At 46.4% G+C, this 17,374-nt stretch carries 10 protein-coding genes and 2 pseudogenes; all 12 read right to left on the bottom strand.

The annotated features are described in order from the left end of the window. Window positions 1–55: 55 nt before the first annotated feature. The 12 genes and pseudogenes from LMH68_RS22925 to traU all read right to left on the bottom strand — a co-directional run bounded on the left by LMH68_RS22925 (window position 56) and on the right by traU (window position 17,247). The gene (locus LMH68_RS22925; protein ID WP_102429258.1) at window positions 56–1,369 is read right to left on the bottom strand and encodes a type VI secretion system ImpA family N-terminal domain-containing protein; all 1,314 of its coding nucleotides are present in this window, start codon (window positions 1,367–1,369) and stop codon (window positions 56–58) included. A 339-nt stretch (window positions 1,370–1,708) separates the two neighbouring features. Then, a pseudogene (locus LMH68_RS22930) lies at window positions 1,709–3,180 on the bottom strand (IS3 family transposase). A 632-nt stretch (window positions 3,181–3,812) separates the two neighbouring features. Beyond that, the gene (locus LMH68_RS22935) at window positions 3,813–4,382 is read right to left on the bottom strand and encodes a hypothetical protein (RefSeq protein WP_016799065.1); all 570 of its coding nucleotides are present in this window, start codon (window positions 4,380–4,382) and stop codon (window positions 3,813–3,815) included. A gap of 676 nt (window positions 4,383–5,058) precedes the next feature. Beyond that, window positions 5,059–6,532, bottom strand: a pseudogene (gene ltrA / locus LMH68_RS22940) (group II intron reverse transcriptase/maturase). A gap of 866 nt (window positions 6,533–7,398) precedes the next feature. Next, window positions 7,399–7,935 (bottom strand): hypothetical protein, encoded by a 537-nt coding sequence (locus LMH68_RS22945; protein ID WP_229648365.1) that lies wholly within the window; start codon window positions 7,933–7,935, stop codon window positions 7,399–7,401. 83 nt (window positions 7,936–8,018) lie between these two features. Continuing rightward, window positions 8,019–10,832, bottom strand: coding sequence for a conjugal transfer mating-pair stabilization protein TraG (traG, locus tag LMH68_RS22950; protein ID WP_229648364.1), 2,814 nt, complete (start codon window positions 10,830–10,832; stop codon window positions 8,019–8,021). Window positions 10,833–10,835: 3 nt separating this feature from the next. Then, the gene (locus LMH68_RS22955) at window positions 10,836–12,242 is read right to left on the bottom strand and encodes a conjugal transfer protein TraH (RefSeq protein ID WP_016800101.1); all 1,407 of its coding nucleotides are present in this window, start codon (window positions 12,240–12,242) and stop codon (window positions 10,836–10,838) included. Continuing rightward, a complete protein-coding gene (gene trbB / locus LMH68_RS22960; RefSeq protein WP_016800100.1) occupies window positions 12,239–12,652 on the bottom strand; it encodes a type-F conjugative transfer system pilin assembly thiol-disulfide isomerase TrbB in 414 nt (137 codons plus the stop codon). Before trbB ends, LMH68_RS22955 begins: the two co-directional genes overlap by 4 nt. A gap of 44 nt (window positions 12,653–12,696) precedes the next feature. After that, the gene (gene traF, locus LMH68_RS22965; protein ID WP_229648363.1) at window positions 12,697–13,482 is read right to left on the bottom strand and encodes a type-F conjugative transfer system pilin assembly protein TraF; all 786 of its coding nucleotides are present in this window, start codon (window positions 13,480–13,482) and stop codon (window positions 12,697–12,699) included. Between the two features lie 23 nt (window positions 13,483–13,505). After that, complete coding sequence (traN, locus tag LMH68_RS22970; protein WP_229648362.1) at window positions 13,506–15,233, bottom strand: type-F conjugative transfer system mating-pair stabilization protein TraN; 1,728 nt, start codon at window positions 15,231–15,233, stop codon at window positions 13,506–13,508. A gap of 36 nt (window positions 15,234–15,269) precedes the next feature. After that, complete coding sequence (gene trbC / locus LMH68_RS22975) at window positions 15,270–15,983, bottom strand: type-F conjugative transfer system pilin assembly protein TrbC (protein ID WP_137001264.1); 714 nt, start codon at window positions 15,981–15,983, stop codon at window positions 15,270–15,272. A 253-nt stretch (window positions 15,984–16,236) separates the two neighbouring features. Beyond that, complete coding sequence (gene traU, locus LMH68_RS22980) at window positions 16,237–17,247, bottom strand: conjugal transfer pilus assembly protein TraU (RefSeq protein WP_207895005.1); 1,011 nt, start codon at window positions 17,245–17,247, stop codon at window positions 16,237–16,239. Window positions 17,248–17,374: the final 127 nt, after the last annotated feature.

Here is a 17,374-nt window from a genome sequence, read left to right on the forward strand (position 1 = left end):
ATTTCGTTGTTTTGAGTTTGTTGTAATACCGAGTCTTAAGACGGTTTTATGAGTTTTACGGTTTATTTGCTGACAGATCTGATTCTAAGGTTTTTATTTTGTGTAAATAGACGTTCAGTATCCGAAGAGATTTCTGTAGTTCTTTTTGTTGTTGTTCTTTTTCTGCATATTCAATGCGGCCAATCAATGGAAAAAGAGAGTTACTGTACTCATAAGCTCGTGCTGTCTTTTTACTTTCACTTCCTCTAATTACATTCGCAAATACAGTCCTGGCGTTAGAAAAGCGTCGGTGAAGTTGGGCGTAATCTGTGTTTAACTTTTCTTGTTCATTGGTGAACTCTTGGCGTAATCGTAGAATAGAAGACGAGTCCGGATACAGCTTGGTCAAATCAAGCGTCAATCGGTCTAAAATATCGATCTGATACACTTTGATTGGATCGGCAACCCAACCTTTCATTAGTGTGTCTAATTGGTTTACGACATTAGGTCTAACATCTTGAGAAATAGGAGCATATTCATATCTTAATGAATGTGCTATTTCATTAAGTTGTGAGATATCAGATGTGATGATTTGTTTAGTCAGATCTTTTAGTTGGTATTGCTTATAAAAGAAGTGAGAGGACAATGCTAAAGCAAGAAATCCGGCTAACAGGTAGACGACTAAATAATTAGAGGGTGTTTTATCGTCGACTTTCGATGTTGTTGCAGATTGCTTATTTGACACATCAATTTTAATGGTTGATGGTTGAGCCACTGGTGTTGGTTGTTTATTTTCTTCTGGAGCTCGGTACTTTCGTTGATTCTCTGCTTCGCGCAGGTTTGCTTCGGTCTCTTTATGTTCATCAACCCATTGCTTTAAGATTCGACGTACCCCACCTAATGAAGGTGCTTTTATACCGTAATGTAGTCTTAGTTCTTCTTCAATTCTCATACATAAGCGATGGCAAGTTTCGATCAGCAGTACGTCGTCGGGGTTTGTTTTAATCGACTTTATTCGTTTTTCTGTGTGTTCAACCATCCAGTCTATCGCCCCAATCCTTGCGTTTGATTTTGTAACTTCTGGATATGCGGTAAACCAATAAACGACGCATAAGTCCAGAATAGAACTGAGTCCTTCAGCTAAACCTTTTAAGCCATCATTATGTGTTGCTGCGACAGTAAAGTAGCAACTACAACGGAAATCTTTGCTGTTTTTCGAAAGTATCGTTTTTGAAAGAGACTGAACCTTTTTCCAAGAGACTCTCCCTGTCACCTTATTAAGGTTATTAATTTGACGTTTTATCTCTGTAAAATCATCTAATGCGTTTGGGTTAGTTCCGCTAGGCTTTTCTTCGTCAATAGGCCGTCTTGTGAAATCTGAGGAGAACATAATCTTGATATCCAACTGTATATATAACGAAATCGAAATTTAGCGATAACTAATAAATTTAGCCTCGCTTGTTTTTTATTTATATTTTTCAAGGATTCTATAGTCAAACAGAATAATTTGAATGTTAAAAGATTTGAAAAGTTCTTAATTTCAGCACTATGTGACGTTATTCACAAAAATGTAACAATTTACGACTAGGCTTTATAAAATTTCAGTGATGAAAGTCACATTTATGGTCTTTTTGGGGAGAAATAATATGAATCTAACTATTCCTACGTGTGGTTCTTTATTGATTAATAACGGTGTTTTTCAAGGTAGTTGTCATCATTTGCTTACTTATTAAGCAGCTTCTCTTTCTGGATTTAGGTGAACGTCACCAACAGGTTCACAGTTTCTGATATCACCAGGCCAGCGTTCAGGGTTTAGCTCTTTTGCAGCGAGTAGTACCTCCGCTCGGCGCTTCAAGATCTCTTTATCTTTTCCATTGTGACGCTCTGAAGGCGTGACATAATTCAGCTTACTGTGCTTGTGCTCCGTGTTGTACCAGCGTACGAAGGCTTCAACCCAACTTCGACTACTGTCGATTGTTTCAAAGCCCTTTGTTGGCCAGCTTGGCATGTACTTTACCGTGCGGAACAATGACTCAACATACGGGTTATCATCACTGACTCTTGGGCGACTATACGATGAAGTAATACCTAACTCTTCCATTTTTGCTTTGAACGTCAACGACTTCATCGGCGCACCATTATCTGAGTGAAGAACCAGTGCTTGATTGAAGCACTGCTCTCGCATTAACGTTCGTTGCAGAAGTTGTGACGCTAGCTCACCGCATTCATGCTCATACACTTCATAACCAACAATTTTTCGACTGTAGATGTCCTCAATGACATACAGGTAATAGTGTTGGCCTCGAACCTTTGAAGGTAAGTAAGTGATATCCCACGTATAGACTTGGTTTGAGTCCGTCGCTGTGTAACTGGTTGGCTTCGCTTGCTTCTGTCTGCTCCGCTGACGACCTCGCTTGTGAAGTTACCCCTGCGTACTCAGTACTCGATAGTAGCTCGACTCAGAGGCGATATACTCACCTCTATCAAGCAGTGTCGGGACGATTTGAGTTGGAGGCAAGCTTGCGAACTCAGAGCGGTTACACACCTCGACAATCGCATCACGCTCTTCCTGAGACAGCTTGTTAGCAGGCTCAGGTCTGATGCATATTGGCCTTTTGTCAGCTTGAACTTCTCCTTGCTGATACCAGCGACGATAGGTTCTCAAGTCAATTTGAACTTCATGGCAAGCTAGCTGTAAACGGCATCCGCATTGCTTCGCTTCAAGGATTAGAGTCACTATGGTCTGCCTTTCATCGGTTGAGGTTAGTCGTCCTCTGGCTCTTCCCCGTAAAAGGCTCTCAGCTTTTTTCTTAGTACCAAGAGGGCGGCCGTTTCAGCGAGTGCTTTTTCTTTGAGTCGTAAATCTTTCTTCAAATCTTTGATTTCAAGTTTGTCAGCTTTAGCCTGCTTCTTTGCTTCAGCTTCCTGCTCTTTACTCGACTTAAACCCTTGCATACATTCGCTGCGCCAACTTTGGATTTGTTCAGGGAAAAGACCTTTTTCACGACAATATTGGCTGAGTTCACTTTCGGTCATCGAGTAAGTCTCGGCAACAATGGCGAGTTTAGTTTGAGCAGACCACTGCTCTGATGAAGTGTTGCTATTTGGCACGGCGGCTCCTGAACCTCTGAGTTGCTGGCGCCAATGATACAGGGTCGCAGTGCTAATTCCTTCCTCTTCCGACACTTCTTTCACTGACATCGAATAGGGAGGTAATAGCTTCTTTTCTTTCTACTGAGATACGAGACACAATTACTCTTTATCGCCCAAACTGGTTAAATTTTAACAGTGACAACTACCCTGCCAGATAGGGAAACCTTGCCAGTGCCTTTTCTAAATTAGAAAACCATCAATAACTACAGGTATGGCAAATTTACTTGTGAAGTGCTAGTGCGGTGAGTAGCATCGCGCTAGCAAAAGTATTGGGTTAGGTGCGCACTAAGTGCCGTTAAATTAAATTAAGGCAAAATCACACACATCTAAAACCTGATCTATACTCATAATGCAGTAAAGATTAGCTTTCATGACACTCTCTAAGAAAAAGCCTCCCGATTGGGAGGTTTTTTTTGCATCTAAATCTGGGTTCGCACTAAGTGTCGTTATGGTAAATGTGTATTCAGCAACGTTAAATACTACTGTGAAACTACCTCCCCCTCTCTACGCGCCATAACGTATTAAGAGCCAACGTAATGGAAAGGAGGAGGCTTCCACGGATACCGAAATAATGAGCTTTTCAAGCTCACGCTATGCTTACCTTGCCATAAATAACAGGGTTTAGCATGAACGCTAATTGATCAAAAAACCATCATACCTCAACGCTAATTTGGGGTACGTTAATAATTATTAACATTAGTGATAGCAGAAGATAAAGTTGTTGTTTTGTACTTCCAATAAGTAATTTTAGTTGCTTGATTTTTTCCAACATTTCCAAAGTAACTTTCCCAAGCATCGCTACTTGTTAGTAACTCAGAAAACATATTACTCAAATCGCTAGTTGTCCAAACCTTTTTATAACCTTTAGTCCCTGTAGGAGCTGGACTTTTCTTATTTACATAATTATCTACTTTGTACTTATCTTCATAAGCCATAAAAATAGTGTATACAACACCTTGAGGCGCTGATTGTTTATACCATGGAACAACTACAAAATGGTGAACAGCTGACCCCATTAAAAAATGCCACACTTCTGTTTCTGAGTTTGCTCCGGAAAAAGCAAGAGCCGTATTTATTTGACTCTGCATATTTCCTTTATTTTCAATAACAGAACCATTGCCAGAATCGTTCTGAACAGAACCGTAAACAGCACGACTAAATTCAACTGGTACAGATGGGCAATTACTCAATTGCATCAGTTTTGAATTATTCTCTATAGCTAAAATTAGATCTTCACCTGTGTTACTCATATTTTGCTCCGTTAAACGTATAAATCGGGAATAAAAACCAGCCAAATATACTGTATATAAAAACAGCATTCAACCAGGGGCAAGGCCGCTATTTAGTTTATAAAATGGCGCTCCTTATCCTTATAGTAAAGAACACTTAATATCCCTGTGATCATCCTCATCGGGCGAGGTTTTACTGCGAAATTGCTAATTCTTATTGACGCAAGTTTTAGATTGCGGAGGACGGCTTTAAAATTGTTGCAACACAACCTCACAAAAATCGGTGTTTATTATTACTATTTGGTAAATGTGCGAGTTTGCTATCAGAAACAGCCCTCAGACCACCTCAAACGCTCTTAGCGAAGATTTTAGACACTTGATCAAGGCGGTATGCTTCCATAACGCCTTGTAAGTTTGTGACGCTTTAAGATCGGTTTGTAGAGCAAAAGTCATCGAGTTGCTTTGAACTAAGAACTGCACTCTGATACCCAGTTTACGTTCTTTTTGAGTTTGGGTGTCAGATTAGTTCTATTAGGCCAAAAACCACTCGACTGTGAATGCAGACTTTTTGGCGAAACCAATTTAGGTCGGGTAGACGACACTTGTTACCAAGTGCCGTCCCCCTAAGAACCCAGCGTGCAACTTTCACTGCACTAGGCTCAAGCCTTCACGAAGGCATCGTTTGATACCCAGCAACTTATAAAGCAGCGAGAGTAGGCTCCTTCCAAGAGTTGCGAGCTTGCCTTTTTGACTTTCTCTTAGCCAAGTATTCTTGGTGTTGAGGGTCATATGGTGTCGCTGCACTTCGGATTTTTTACATGTCTCTCGATCGGTACTTTGGCTATTTGGAAGAGATTGAACTGGCAATCCATATCCATGATCTTCTGCCAACCATGAAAATGCCATTGGCCTTTTCGGTTGACGAAGTATTTAAGGGCCACCCAAGTTTTGGATTTTGTCGGATGACGCCTCACTACCCAGTACCATAATGCAAGAAATAGCTTATGACCTACATATCCGAATACCTGTTTAGCCACGCAATGGCGATAATAATTAGCCCAACCCCTTAATTTCGGATTTATCAGTTTGATAAGATCGTTTACAGAGGTTGTTGCATGCTTTTTGATGAGTTCGCGCAGATTGCTCAAGAACAGCAATGTGTTAGATTTACTCGGTTTAATGAGCAATTTCCCTTTGTACTTTCTGTGATTGAACCCTAGAAAGTTAAAGCCGTTATCGATGTGTGTAATGTGCGTTTTCTCTTCGGATAATGTTAAGCCTCTTTCCGCTAAAAATTCAGCGATCAACGGTTTGATATCGTTCTCCAACACTTCCTTTGAAGCGCAGGTGACGACGAAATCGTCGGCGTATCCAATGAAATTGGCTCTACTACCCTTTTTGAGGGCCGTAGACTTAATATGCTGCTCAAGTCCAGCAAGAGTCATTAGCATCAAGGTTGGTGATATTATCCCACCTTGCGGTGTTCCCTCATCGGTGCGATAAAACAGACCTTTGTCCATAAAGCCAGATTTTAGCCATTGTTCCAACATTCTCTTATCAATAACGATGTTATCAAGAAGCCATTGATGGCCAATCTTGTCGAAACAAGCTTTAATATCCCCTTCAAGTACCCATTTAGCTGATTTCTTTAATGCCAAACATTTGAAACACTGCCCAACTGCATCGGCAGTACTGCGATTTGGCCTAAATCCATAACTATTAGGGTCAGCAAGCATTTCCGATATAGGCTCTAATGCAAGAAGATGGAGGGCTTGTTGCGCTCTGTCAATCATGCATGGAATGCCTAATGGTCTGAGCTTGCCGTTCTTTTTAGGGATGTAGATACGCTTGAGCGGTTGGGCTTTGTACGCCTTTCGACTCAATTGATTAACTGCTTTTATGCGGCGTGCATCTGTGTTCCAGATGACACCATCTATTCCAGACGTTTTACTACCTTTATTTTGAGATACTCGCCTTACTGCAAGAAGCTTGGCTGAGCGAGAATGGGTTAGTATCCACTGCAAGGCTTTCGCTTTACCGTGTTTACCTTCTCTAGTTGCCTTTGCGATACGCATCTGAAGCTTTAATACATGCGACTCAATAGGTTTCCAGTCGATAGACTGCCATTGAGCACTGTCAGGAGAGGCACTAATCTCTTTAGAAATCATCATTTGCGTTTCTCCTTAAATAAAGTTCTTCAAACTCTCTCGCAACGAAAGACCAGTCGGAAGTGGGCTCACTTTCGTGACCAGACACGAGTCTGTATCTGCATCGTTACAATGCAGCCTTCGCTTTCTCCGACCTCCTTTACCCGCATCACTATCGGCCACAAGGGCTTTCCCATAGGGAGCGATACAGGCTTACCCTGTTCCGTATGTTACGTAAAATGTCAACTTAGATGCCCACTCTAGTGCGGAGAGTACTTTGATCACGAAAGGCCAATGCCCAACTCCTTTCCGACTCTCGTTGCCGTTTTGGCCACAGCGTATTAACCACTTCCGCTGCTTCATCATATGACGCACCTTTAATGGATTCACATACGTTCATCATATTGACTCCCTAGCACTTACCCGAATTGTGGTTTTCAGGAGGAACATCCTCTCACGATTTTGTTCCCACTCAGCCTAACGGCCAAGTTTCGTTACATTGTCAGATCCGCTACTTTATTCAGGATCTTAGGGTCATCTGGTGATACAGATGGTTCACTCTTGTCGTGGTGAACAACGCTTCATACGACTTCAGGTCGCACGGGCAGAAATGAGCTAGAGCTACTACTCTAATGATTCATTAGAACGAATAGCAGCGTACCGATGCGATCGCTGCCATTTTAAGAGGATACTTTATTGCTTGCTACTCATGGAAACAGGAACGTAATACTTTCTTGGGCTATATAAGGGGTTAAAGGAACGTTTTTGTGCCCAAGCAGCGGCCAATGAATACCTAGTCTAGAATAAAGACATTTAACCCGTTCCTACTCTCTCGTACTGGCCTTATACCTGAAATTACATTCACTCTCGATGGATATCCTATGCCGAGATTAATATTTCCAGCCGTTAAATTGTAACGATTTAGGGATAGGGCTGTAGCAAGGGTATTCGGTTTGTAAGCCGTAGTTAATAATCATTGAAATATCAACGCCGAAGGACCCTGCATAGTTTGCTCGTCTGAACTTCTGCGGATCGTTTTTGGCGGTTTTCTCAAGTACCATCCAGATCATATCTTCAAGGAACTCAGGGTGGCGCCTTGGATCGAGTGCCATTGTATCGCGCATACAGAACCAGCTTCCTCCGCCTAGCTGTTTTTGATTATAGGCATTGTCAAAATACGCAGTATGCAAACCTTGTAGGTAGGCGTTTAAGCGTATGGACTCCACGGTGTCCGTCTCGTCAATGTGCTGCAAGAAGTAGGGCAGTTTGGTGATGTCCGGCAGGTTTTGGGAATATGGTCTTTTATTTATCATTGCGAGTTCGTACTGCTCGTGTATCTCGCTCAGCAGTTGAGTGAGCTCGGGAGAGTGGGGTTGAGCTTGCACGCTCGCACAGGTAAGCAGCAGTAATGGTAAGACTGTTTTCATGGTCATTCTCCCTCTAGATACCTGATCATAATACCAGTATTTAGGCGGTACATAAAGTTCTTTTTTATGCACCTAGTTAAGTATTATTCTTTCGAGTTTTGTGTGTATCTTGGCACCGCAGGATAGGCTTGGTCGGAGGTGACGTATTCCGTCCTTTCGGGTCTAGTGATCTCCTTTTCTACCTGCGACTTGACTGTCAGTTCAATCATCGGCTCAGGTTTGATGATGGGTTTCTGCGCTTCCTCTTGTTGAAGTTTTACATCATCGGTAACCCCATCAAAGCGCGCTTGATTAAAGAGTCCGCCCGTTCCCTTGGTATGCAGCATCTCGGTGCGGGTGTGTGCCACGGTATCGACGGTACTAGCCCATCCTTTCTCCATCGTGTTGTTTTGCTCGGGTGTCAGTTCTGGTTGTTGGGTTGGGGTGGTGGTTTCATGCGCTTTCTCCATTGTTGCCACAATCTTCGCCGTGTCACCATCGAGTCCCGCCATGGTGGTGAACTCTTCAGTGCGTGTGTATTCTTGCCAAGACTTTTTAGCATCAGCAATATCTTCCGGTTGGTAAGCGGTCATTAGGCGTTGGACGTCTGGTTGGTTTAATCCTATGTCTTTTTCCAAGTAATTCTGGAAGCCTTGAATCGCGTTGGCCGTAAAGCTGGCACTGCCAGAGTCGAGGCGCGTTTGAGTATTCGAGAGGGCGTTCAAGTCCGATTGGCTTTGCATGGCACTTACACCAAGAGACTTGGTGTTGCTGGCGTTAATCGCAAAGTCATGCGCAAACTGCTCAACCGAAGTTCGGGTGTCTTTATTGTCCACCTGCGTGCCGGCACTGGTCACGGCATTGGCCCCTTCGGTGTATTGCTGCGTGGCTTGCTCAAGCTGCTGCTTTTGCTCGGTATTCATCTTGCTGTAAGCCGTACGTTCATCATCAGACCATTTCACGCCGCCACTGGCGCCTAAATTGAATGGCGATGCCCCTTTACCGGTGCCTACGCCGCCCTCGAAGCCGCCATAGACACTTTGCAGGTAAGCTTGTGATTGGTCTTTCGTCCAACCCGTTTGTTGAATCACGCTGTCAACCGCCGTTTGCATGTCATTCATACCTTGGCTGACTTGAGTATTAAAGCCACTGGTGCTGCCTTCACCGTAAGCCAGGTTTTTACCCACACTATCATGCCAGCGGTCGCTCAGCGCCGCGCCTCCTTGGAGGGTTTGACTCAGTTGGGTACTGGTTTGTTCAAGGTTTTGCTGCGTTTGATTGCGGGCATTCGCCACACTCTCTTGCAGCATGCTTTGCGTGTTGGCGCTGATGTTGCCGCGACTGGTGGTTTGTGAGCTGTCGTAGGTGGTGCGCCCATCTCCGTGTTGTGTGGTCACCGAGCCGTCTGGGTTTTGGGTGTAGCTGTGACCTTGGTTGGCGAGGGTATTGGTATCAAACTTATTGGCATGGGTGTTGTTCATGCTGTGGTTGTCAATCTGCATACTGCCAAAATCCAGATTACCCGTGGACGCTGCAGCGCTCGCTCTGGCATTGGTCGAGTTAATCATGCTCGAGAGCTGGTAGTTCATGCTCGACATGACTTCTTGACCGCCTTTTAAAATGCCTTTGGCTATCATAGGGACGCCTATCATCAAGATACCCGTGATCCAGGCGAAGCGGCTGTGAAGCTCATCCGCGGCATTCGCGTTGGAAAGCACTAGCCCCCCGAACTTCCCCGAGACATCCGTAGACAGAGATTCCAGTCCCCAAAGCTGAAAGCCGTTGATGATGGCAAACAAGGCTGGCCACGTGGCCAAAAAGGCAAACGTCCCAAAATAGTTTTTTAACACCATCATGGTCAAGCCAGGAATGACCGCGGCACCTGCAACAAAGAAGCCTAGGCACGCGAACAACATAAACATCATGGTATGGAGCATCGGCAAGTATTCTCTTGCCATCAAACCTAATGACGCCCACATTGAGGTGGTTTGCAGTTTATTGGTGGTATAAGCGTAATTGAGCGCAGCTTGCGTTGGGTCAAGGCTATCAAGGTTGTAGCGTAGCTCGTTCATCAGCATGTTTTGTTTGATGGTGCTGGACGCGCTGGTACTCATTCTAAAAAATTTGTCGTAGCTGCGGGTGAGTGACTGCACCACTTGCGGCTTATAACGGTCCGCGTCTTTGCCAAGCAATTGATGCGCTAACAAGCTCATGTTTTTATTGGCGGCATCATCAAAGCGCTGCTTGATGATAGGGTAAGCTTCTTCACATCGCTTGTAGGTGCTTCGGCCGCCGCCCTCATCAAGATAAAGGGCGCGCAACGGGCTTTGCCTAACGCCGTCTAAAAAGGCAAAAATATCAGGGGCGGTAAAGAGTTCATCCCAGGTGTATTTCCCATTGATTCTCACATCCCCAATCATGCAGTTATGAAAGTAGTCTCGCCAGAGTTTTTGTAGTGCCAGCTCATTGATTCTGGATTGTCTTGAGAGCTGATACAGCTCCGAGCCAAACAACATCCCAGTACGACCATAACGCTCATCGTCGGAGGTGGTGAAAATGCCTTCCACACCTTCGGCCATCCCCACCATGATAGAAGAGAAAAAGTAAGTAGGCACGGCCACGAGGTAAGGGACATTATCCACCTTGTAAGCCTTACCCGGTTGCGTCTTATCAATGATGAGCATGTCGGCTTTCATGTTGATAAGAAACAGGGGTACGGCAAAGAACACCACCATCCATTTGATGAGGTCTTTGGGGTTACGTGACAGCATGAAGATAAACAAACTGGTGATAAGCCCCAGCATCATGCACATCTGTAAGTAATCCCCAAAGGTATTGGTTCTAAAAAAAGTGGCCAGCGCATTAAAGGCTTTGTTGACCACTTCGCCGGAAGTGTAAGTGTAATATTCGAGTATCATAGGTCAGTTCCCATAAGCCGGGGTAGGTTTGGTGGTCGTGCTGATTTCTTTTGTGCTTTGCTGCGTGGTCTTTCTTTGCGAGTCAATCAGTTGATTGCGGTTGTTGAGCGCCTCAATGGCATTCTCAGCCAGCCCCGCGGTAAAGCGTTTGGCGTTATCGATATCACGAGTGATGAGGGCGATGTCATCCTGGCTGTTGTTGGTGTTGGCCAAGGATTGGCGGGCAACATTTAACATGCTCACGAGGTACTGATTAAGCAGCTCCACCGCTATCATTCGCGAGTAGTTGCTGGTATCGGGGGTTTGATTGGCGGATAAGTCGTCAATAAAGAACTTGAGTACCGGCGTTTGAATCAGCTCCAGAAAACCCTCTTGTTGACGCGTGAGTCTTTGGTCGGTGGCTATCTTTTGCAGTATCGATTCCAGTTGTTTGCGTATCTGGTTTTGTATGCCGTTAGTTTGACTTATGGATAAGTTATTACGCTTGGTAATGGTAATGCACGCATCTGGGCCTGTTTTGCGACACTGATAAACGTCAGCCTTGCCCCCTTCGAGCAGCACGTTGACGAGGTTGTTGTTGTCGGTCAAAAGGCTAGGGTAATAACGCGGATTGCCGTCTTTGTCGTACACGTAAGAGCCTGACAAACTCATCATGAATTGCGCTAGATTTTTGTCGGAGGACAAAAAAGCGTTATTCATGATCGCAGACCAGACCACGTTGTGATTGGTTTGGGTCATGTCTTTCAGGGCTGGATCCTTTTTGGCGTCCTTTAGCTGACCCGCTGCTTTGCCTCCTGCGCCACATTCCTGCTGCCCTTGAACCCAATCTGAGAAGGCGTTGTTTTGTGTACCAAGCGTCGCGCAGACATGCTTTTTGGTAGCAGGAGCGGCAAAGGCGGCCAGTCCACCGATGGACGCTTGCGCGGCTTCACAAGAGTTCACCGATTGATTGAGATATTTGTCGAGCCTGGCTTGGAGATTATCCAGATTTTGCTTGAGCTGCGGTGCCCAGGTTTGCAGGGCTAAGTTGACAATAAAAGGAGGGGCATTATGAATAATGGCTTTGCCCAGTTTCACCAGTTGGTCTGAGCTGATGTGTGAAAATCCCCCCATAAACATATCAATGCCAGTGCACCCGGTACTGATGGAGGGGACAGTGACGCTGACCAACTGTGCATCGACAATTTGATTACGCACAAACAAACTGCCACCGGTGTAGTAGTTGGCCGATTGCCCTTGGTAAGCCGTCGGGGTTGAGACGTTGGCGTTGTACCCTGAGTTATCAAAAAAGCGGGCCAGCGAGTGGTTGGTGTCGGCGTGACTTACGCCTGATAAGCTGATGAGAAATAAAGGAATAACTCGCTTATTCACCGCAACGGTGGACAAGTGGTGGAAAAGTGAGCGCTTCATTGGAGAGCCTCCTGCACTCGCGGATCGTTAAGGGCGTTCTGAATGCTTTGGGCAAGCGTGCTTTCTGGTACGTCTCCAATGCTCAGACGTGAGAACTTACGGCTGTTCACGTTCATTAAGAAGGTCGCAGGCATGACCGTTTTTCCCTGGCCTGGGAAAAAGGTCTTGCCTATCTCTGGTGTGACAGGGATAGGGACCTCAAACCCTGGAAGGCCCGGCCCATCAACAGAGAAGGCGTAAACCGGCAATTGAAATCGCTCGCCAAGACGAGTGATTTTAGGGGCGGTCTTATGGCAGTACGGGCAGGTGCTTTCAAAAAAGAACACTAGGGCATATTGGTTTTGCATGGCAGCGTGTGCGCTGGCGGCATGAATCAAAAAAGCAAGCACAAGGGTACGAAGAAATGGCATAGCGCCTCCTTACGTTTGGGTGGTTTTACATGGATTGAGTGGCTTTAAAAATCCGATTGCTCAAAGTGGGTGGCGACGTTGTAAAAGCGCCCAATTAAATCATTTTGGCTTATCCAGCCGTACGCCAGTGGCTTCATCTCTCCAGTGCTTGGATGCACCAAAATCAAGGCGGGCGTAAAAGGCACCGTGACTTTTCCTTGGTTGTGGCGGTTTTCTTTGAGGTGAGTGATGAAGGTTTCATCATTACTGATCCCAAGGAGCTCAAAATGGTATTGGTCAGCAAACGCTTGAATGGACGGGGCGAGTTGCTGGCTTAGCGTATCTTTTCCTTCATAAACAAAGAAAAAGCCCCATCCGTCTTGTTTCATCTTTTCAACCGCGTCGGTTTTCTTCTTATCCTCCAGTGTTAAATACACTTGTCTTGCCGCTTGCTCTGTCGGATGGTCTTTGGTGTAAGAAAACTCAGGTCTTTCGAGCAGCAGCGCTTTAAAGGTCATGCCTAATTGGTCGGTTTGGTCCGTGATAAAATGATTTAACGCTAAAAACTTCGCGAGCTTGTCTTTATCTTTGGGATGAATGGCCGCGTCGTTTTGCGCTTCAATATGCACAGAGTGAAACCAGGCCATCTGTTCGGTCGCCGATAACGTTTTAGGGCTTGATACGGTGGTTTGAGTGTTGCTTGGTAGCGGCTTAGGTTTGGGCGTTACGGGCATTGCCTTTGGCTCGTTGTACCAGCGCCACCCAGGAGGGGTTTCTTGAGCAAGAGCTGGATGGAGGGGAGTAAGCAGCGCTAGGGTAATGACGCAAAGCAGAGGTTTTTTCATCATCATAGACCTTGATTCCGTGGAGGCGGTTATCCGCCCGTGGCACTTTGAAGTCGTTTCTTGATTTCATCAAAGTTGGGGAGGTTGGTGTTGGCACGCATTTCCGGGTAGAACTCTTTAAAATCAATGTATTCAAAATTGATTTGACCCAGTTCTTCGGGCGTAATAGCGGCGCAGGTGGGATTTTTAGCACTGCCTAACCGTTTACCCAGTTGCTGAAGAGACCCTTGCTCTTGGATGATTTTGGCCAGCTTGTTGTCGTAAACGCAGTAACTGCGCTTTTTACGGGTGCAGACACCCAGCACTTTCTTGGCGCAGTATTGCCCCACGTACAGGGTTAAGCCTTTCTCTTTGGCTTCCCCCAGCGCTTCTTCCGCTTCGCTGCATTTCGCTCCCAATCCTTGCCCCCATCCTGAGTCTTTACAACAATCGTTGAAGCCCGCGAGTTTCTTACTGCACTTCATCGGCTTTCCCGTGAATATTTTGGGTGGGTCGCCGATGTCTTTCACGGCTTCGGCAAGCCCTGCCAGTGCCGCAACGGACTTATCAAAATTGTTATTCAATTTGGGCGCCTCCTCGTAACACTCCCCGTCAAGACAGAAGGAGTGCTCCCCACATTGCAGATCAGTGGCTCGGCATGTCTTCTCAGCACAACGCTTTGTGACCTCTTGCTCGATGCACACCCCATTTTGCTTAAGGCTGCAATGTTGAGTTTGAGTCGTACAGTCTTTCGGGAGGGTTGCGCAGGTATTAGGGCGGTCACAATGATGGTCTATCCGATATTTCCAACAATTGAGCGTGGTGGGAATGCCATTAATGGTGCGGGTGGCTCGACCTTCAATACATTGCTGGCGAGTGACCTTGCACGAGTTCATCAGGCGGCATTGTGTTCGCCAGGTCATGGTGTTTTTGATGCAGTTCCCTCCGGATAAGGATAATCCGTTTGAACAGCTCAAGGTGGCTTTTTTCGTTTGTGTGGTGGGTCGACAAATCTCGTAGCGTTTATCCCAGTGTTCGCTCGCTTGCCAATTAACGTGATCGGTCTGTTTTAACTCGCCAAGCGTGTAGCCTTGGTTGGGAGAGACTTGCTTCCCGCCCCATAAATACGTGGTTCCTGACGATGAGAAAATGCCATCACCTCTCGTTTGCCTCACATAATGTTTATTATTGTATCGGCATTGTGGGAAGGGGCGTTGGCAATCAATCCCTTGTTTTGTCCAGCCGGATGGACAACGGTAGATCACCTTGCTGGTGACCACGGAGGCGACAGGGACTTTGTCACACGGGACCGGGTTGTGAGTCGGTCGGTGACATTGTTTTGTGATGTTATCGATGACGCATTGGGAGCCGCTCTCACAATCCACATAGGCATTTGAGATACCATGAGTGATTTCAAAAGCATTCTCTTGGCCAAGTAAGGCAAAGCGCATCGCCGGGTCGTCTTTAACATCGGGTCGACCTTTATTGAAGTTCGCGTTGATGTCTTGAGCCAATCCATTGGTCACAAACTCTGTCCCTTTTTGTGCATTGATATCACCGTCTGACAGTCTTGACTCTTTTGGACTGCGGATCTCTTGTCGACACGTGGCGTCTTTGCAATAGTCATCGACATTGAGCGGAAGCGCATGAGGCGTGAGAGCTTGGCTTGCCGTTTGCTTCGCCCAATTGGCGCTCTCGGTAAAGGTGTGTTGTTCGCTGGCAAGAGCGAGAGTAGATAAAAAACTGAGCGTGAGCGCAGCCCAGAGGTCAATGCGCATATAGAGCACCTCATCAAAAATTGGGGTGAGAGAGGGTTATTGGGCATAGAGCGTGCGCAACAGTGGGTGAATGTTTTGCTGCGCATCCCCGGCCGCGAGGTAATCCAGAGCTTGGTAAAGTGAAATGTTGCCGTAAAGGATGTCGTAGTCACTGGCTTTGCAAGGCTGCTTAGGTAAGCAGCGGTTTTGTTTGACCGAAACAAAGGCCGGTACGTGCTGAATATCAAATTGCTTAAACCAATCGGGGCTGATGGAAAAGCCGCTTTGAATGGGCGCCTTATTGGGTGAGCGTATCAAGGCCTCGATTCGCTTGACCGTGGCCGGAAAACCTTCAGGTAAGACACCGCGTATCACCAGTGGCACGCCTAAGTGGGCACTTTGCATCAGAAGCTGCTTGAGCGCGGTCTTGGGCATGGTGAGTGACACAAACACCATCACCCCTTTTGGGGCTTGGTCAGGGTGGCGCGTGGGTTTTTGTCGCCCCAATAAAGGGGAAAGACTCTCTTCTTGTATCAAATCTTGAACCTTGCGGCTGAGAGTCAGCGCTTCTTCTCGATAAGCCTGGGCTTTATTTTGTATGTCGTCCGTAGGCCACGTCTTCGCCGCCTCCGGTTGTTGAGTCATTTTTTGCTCAAGCTTGGCAAAAGCTTTGAGCTCTTGCTCAGTGTAAGCCTGGGTGGGTAACGCAATAAAAAAACACAGAAAAACAAGAGAGCGTCCAAAGGCGCTCTCAAAAGATGGAATGGTCATAGTAACCTCTTCTTTATGGCCGCTGAAAGGGTGGGTAGAGGGTGTGAGCGTTTTGGAAGCTGATTGACAGCACCTGACGAGCCTTGAGATCGCGACAAAACGAGAAGCAAAACTGCGAGAGCGGGAAACAGCAGTAAATGTGCTTGTTGTTGGCGAGCTCTGTTTTTAAAAAATCGGTAAGGGAGTCAGGGTGACTGGCAATAAATAGGTCCGTTTCATTTTTGTGGGGAAGAATGGGCATCATCGCGTCACCTTATAAAAAGACACAGTTGCGCTTTCGCCATTGTACAAAACCAAAGTTATCCCCTGTCACCGGGTTGTCATGGCCGGCTTCCCAGAGTGTGGTTGTCGTGGTGTACGGGTGACACCAGGCGGCATCGGGAATAGGTCCCGACATTTGATACCGATAACGAGATTTTGGCAAAATAGGATCGGGATATTGATAACAAATCGCGCCATCTTCGCCGCGCGTCTCCCAGATGATCCCTTGCCGGTGCAGTTTGTAGTTCAGCTTTTCCATCAAGAGTGTCGCCGCCTGGATGGGCGTGTCTCGATAGTTGGTGGTGCCGGTGAGCGGATAGGCACTGCCCTGTGAGCCTAAACACCAAAATAACGCATCAATAGGTAAGGCAGTATTAGTGGAGGTCAACAGGGCTTCGGGCACGCAAGCAAGCTGCGCCACCAGGTTACCAAACAGTAACGCTTCGGGATTGAGAATGAGGGATAACTCATCGTCGTCCCAAAGTGGGTCAATTTCCGTCATGTAGGCCACATCAAAAACGTCCGTGGCCATGCAGGCGGTGGATTGCATCAGTTGCAGCCAATAAATGACGGGGTACTTATACCAATGGGCGTGATAAAAGCCTCCGTCACTGCTGTCACTGTCACGGGCGGTCACGCGCCCACCGATACGCTGAGTGTTAGCGCCGGACATTTGCACACCCATGTTCACCATACAGTAAGGGACGCGCGTGATATCGGTTAAGGCATAAGGCTCCCAATAGCCAATGTTGATGCCTATTTGCACAAAGATAGGCGGCGGTTTAGGGCAATAAGAGATAGGCAGTGTGGGATTGGGCGTATCGGGGTACTTAGAGGGCATGACGGTGGCTGAGCCTATCGTCATCGGAAACAAGCAATCCCAACAAATATCGGTCATGGGGTTAATAAAACGGCTTTTACACGCCGCACTGGCTGCTAGGGTTGATGGGGCAATAAAAACCAATAGGCAGCACAACAGTAAACGAAAGTGTCGTTGTGTCATGGGGTGTCCTTTTTCCACGCCGAGCGTGGTACTCCTTTTGTCTCGACAAGAGGCTTCGCCCCATTATCGCCGCCAAAAGCGAGCTTGGTTAAGAGAAAAAAGCGTCATACTGGAAGCATGATCAAGG

Source organism: Vibrio sp. F13, assembly GCF_020806305.2.
GTDB classification, from domain to species: domain Bacteria; phylum Pseudomonadota; class Gammaproteobacteria; order Enterobacterales; family Vibrionaceae; genus Vibrio; species Vibrio crassostreae_C.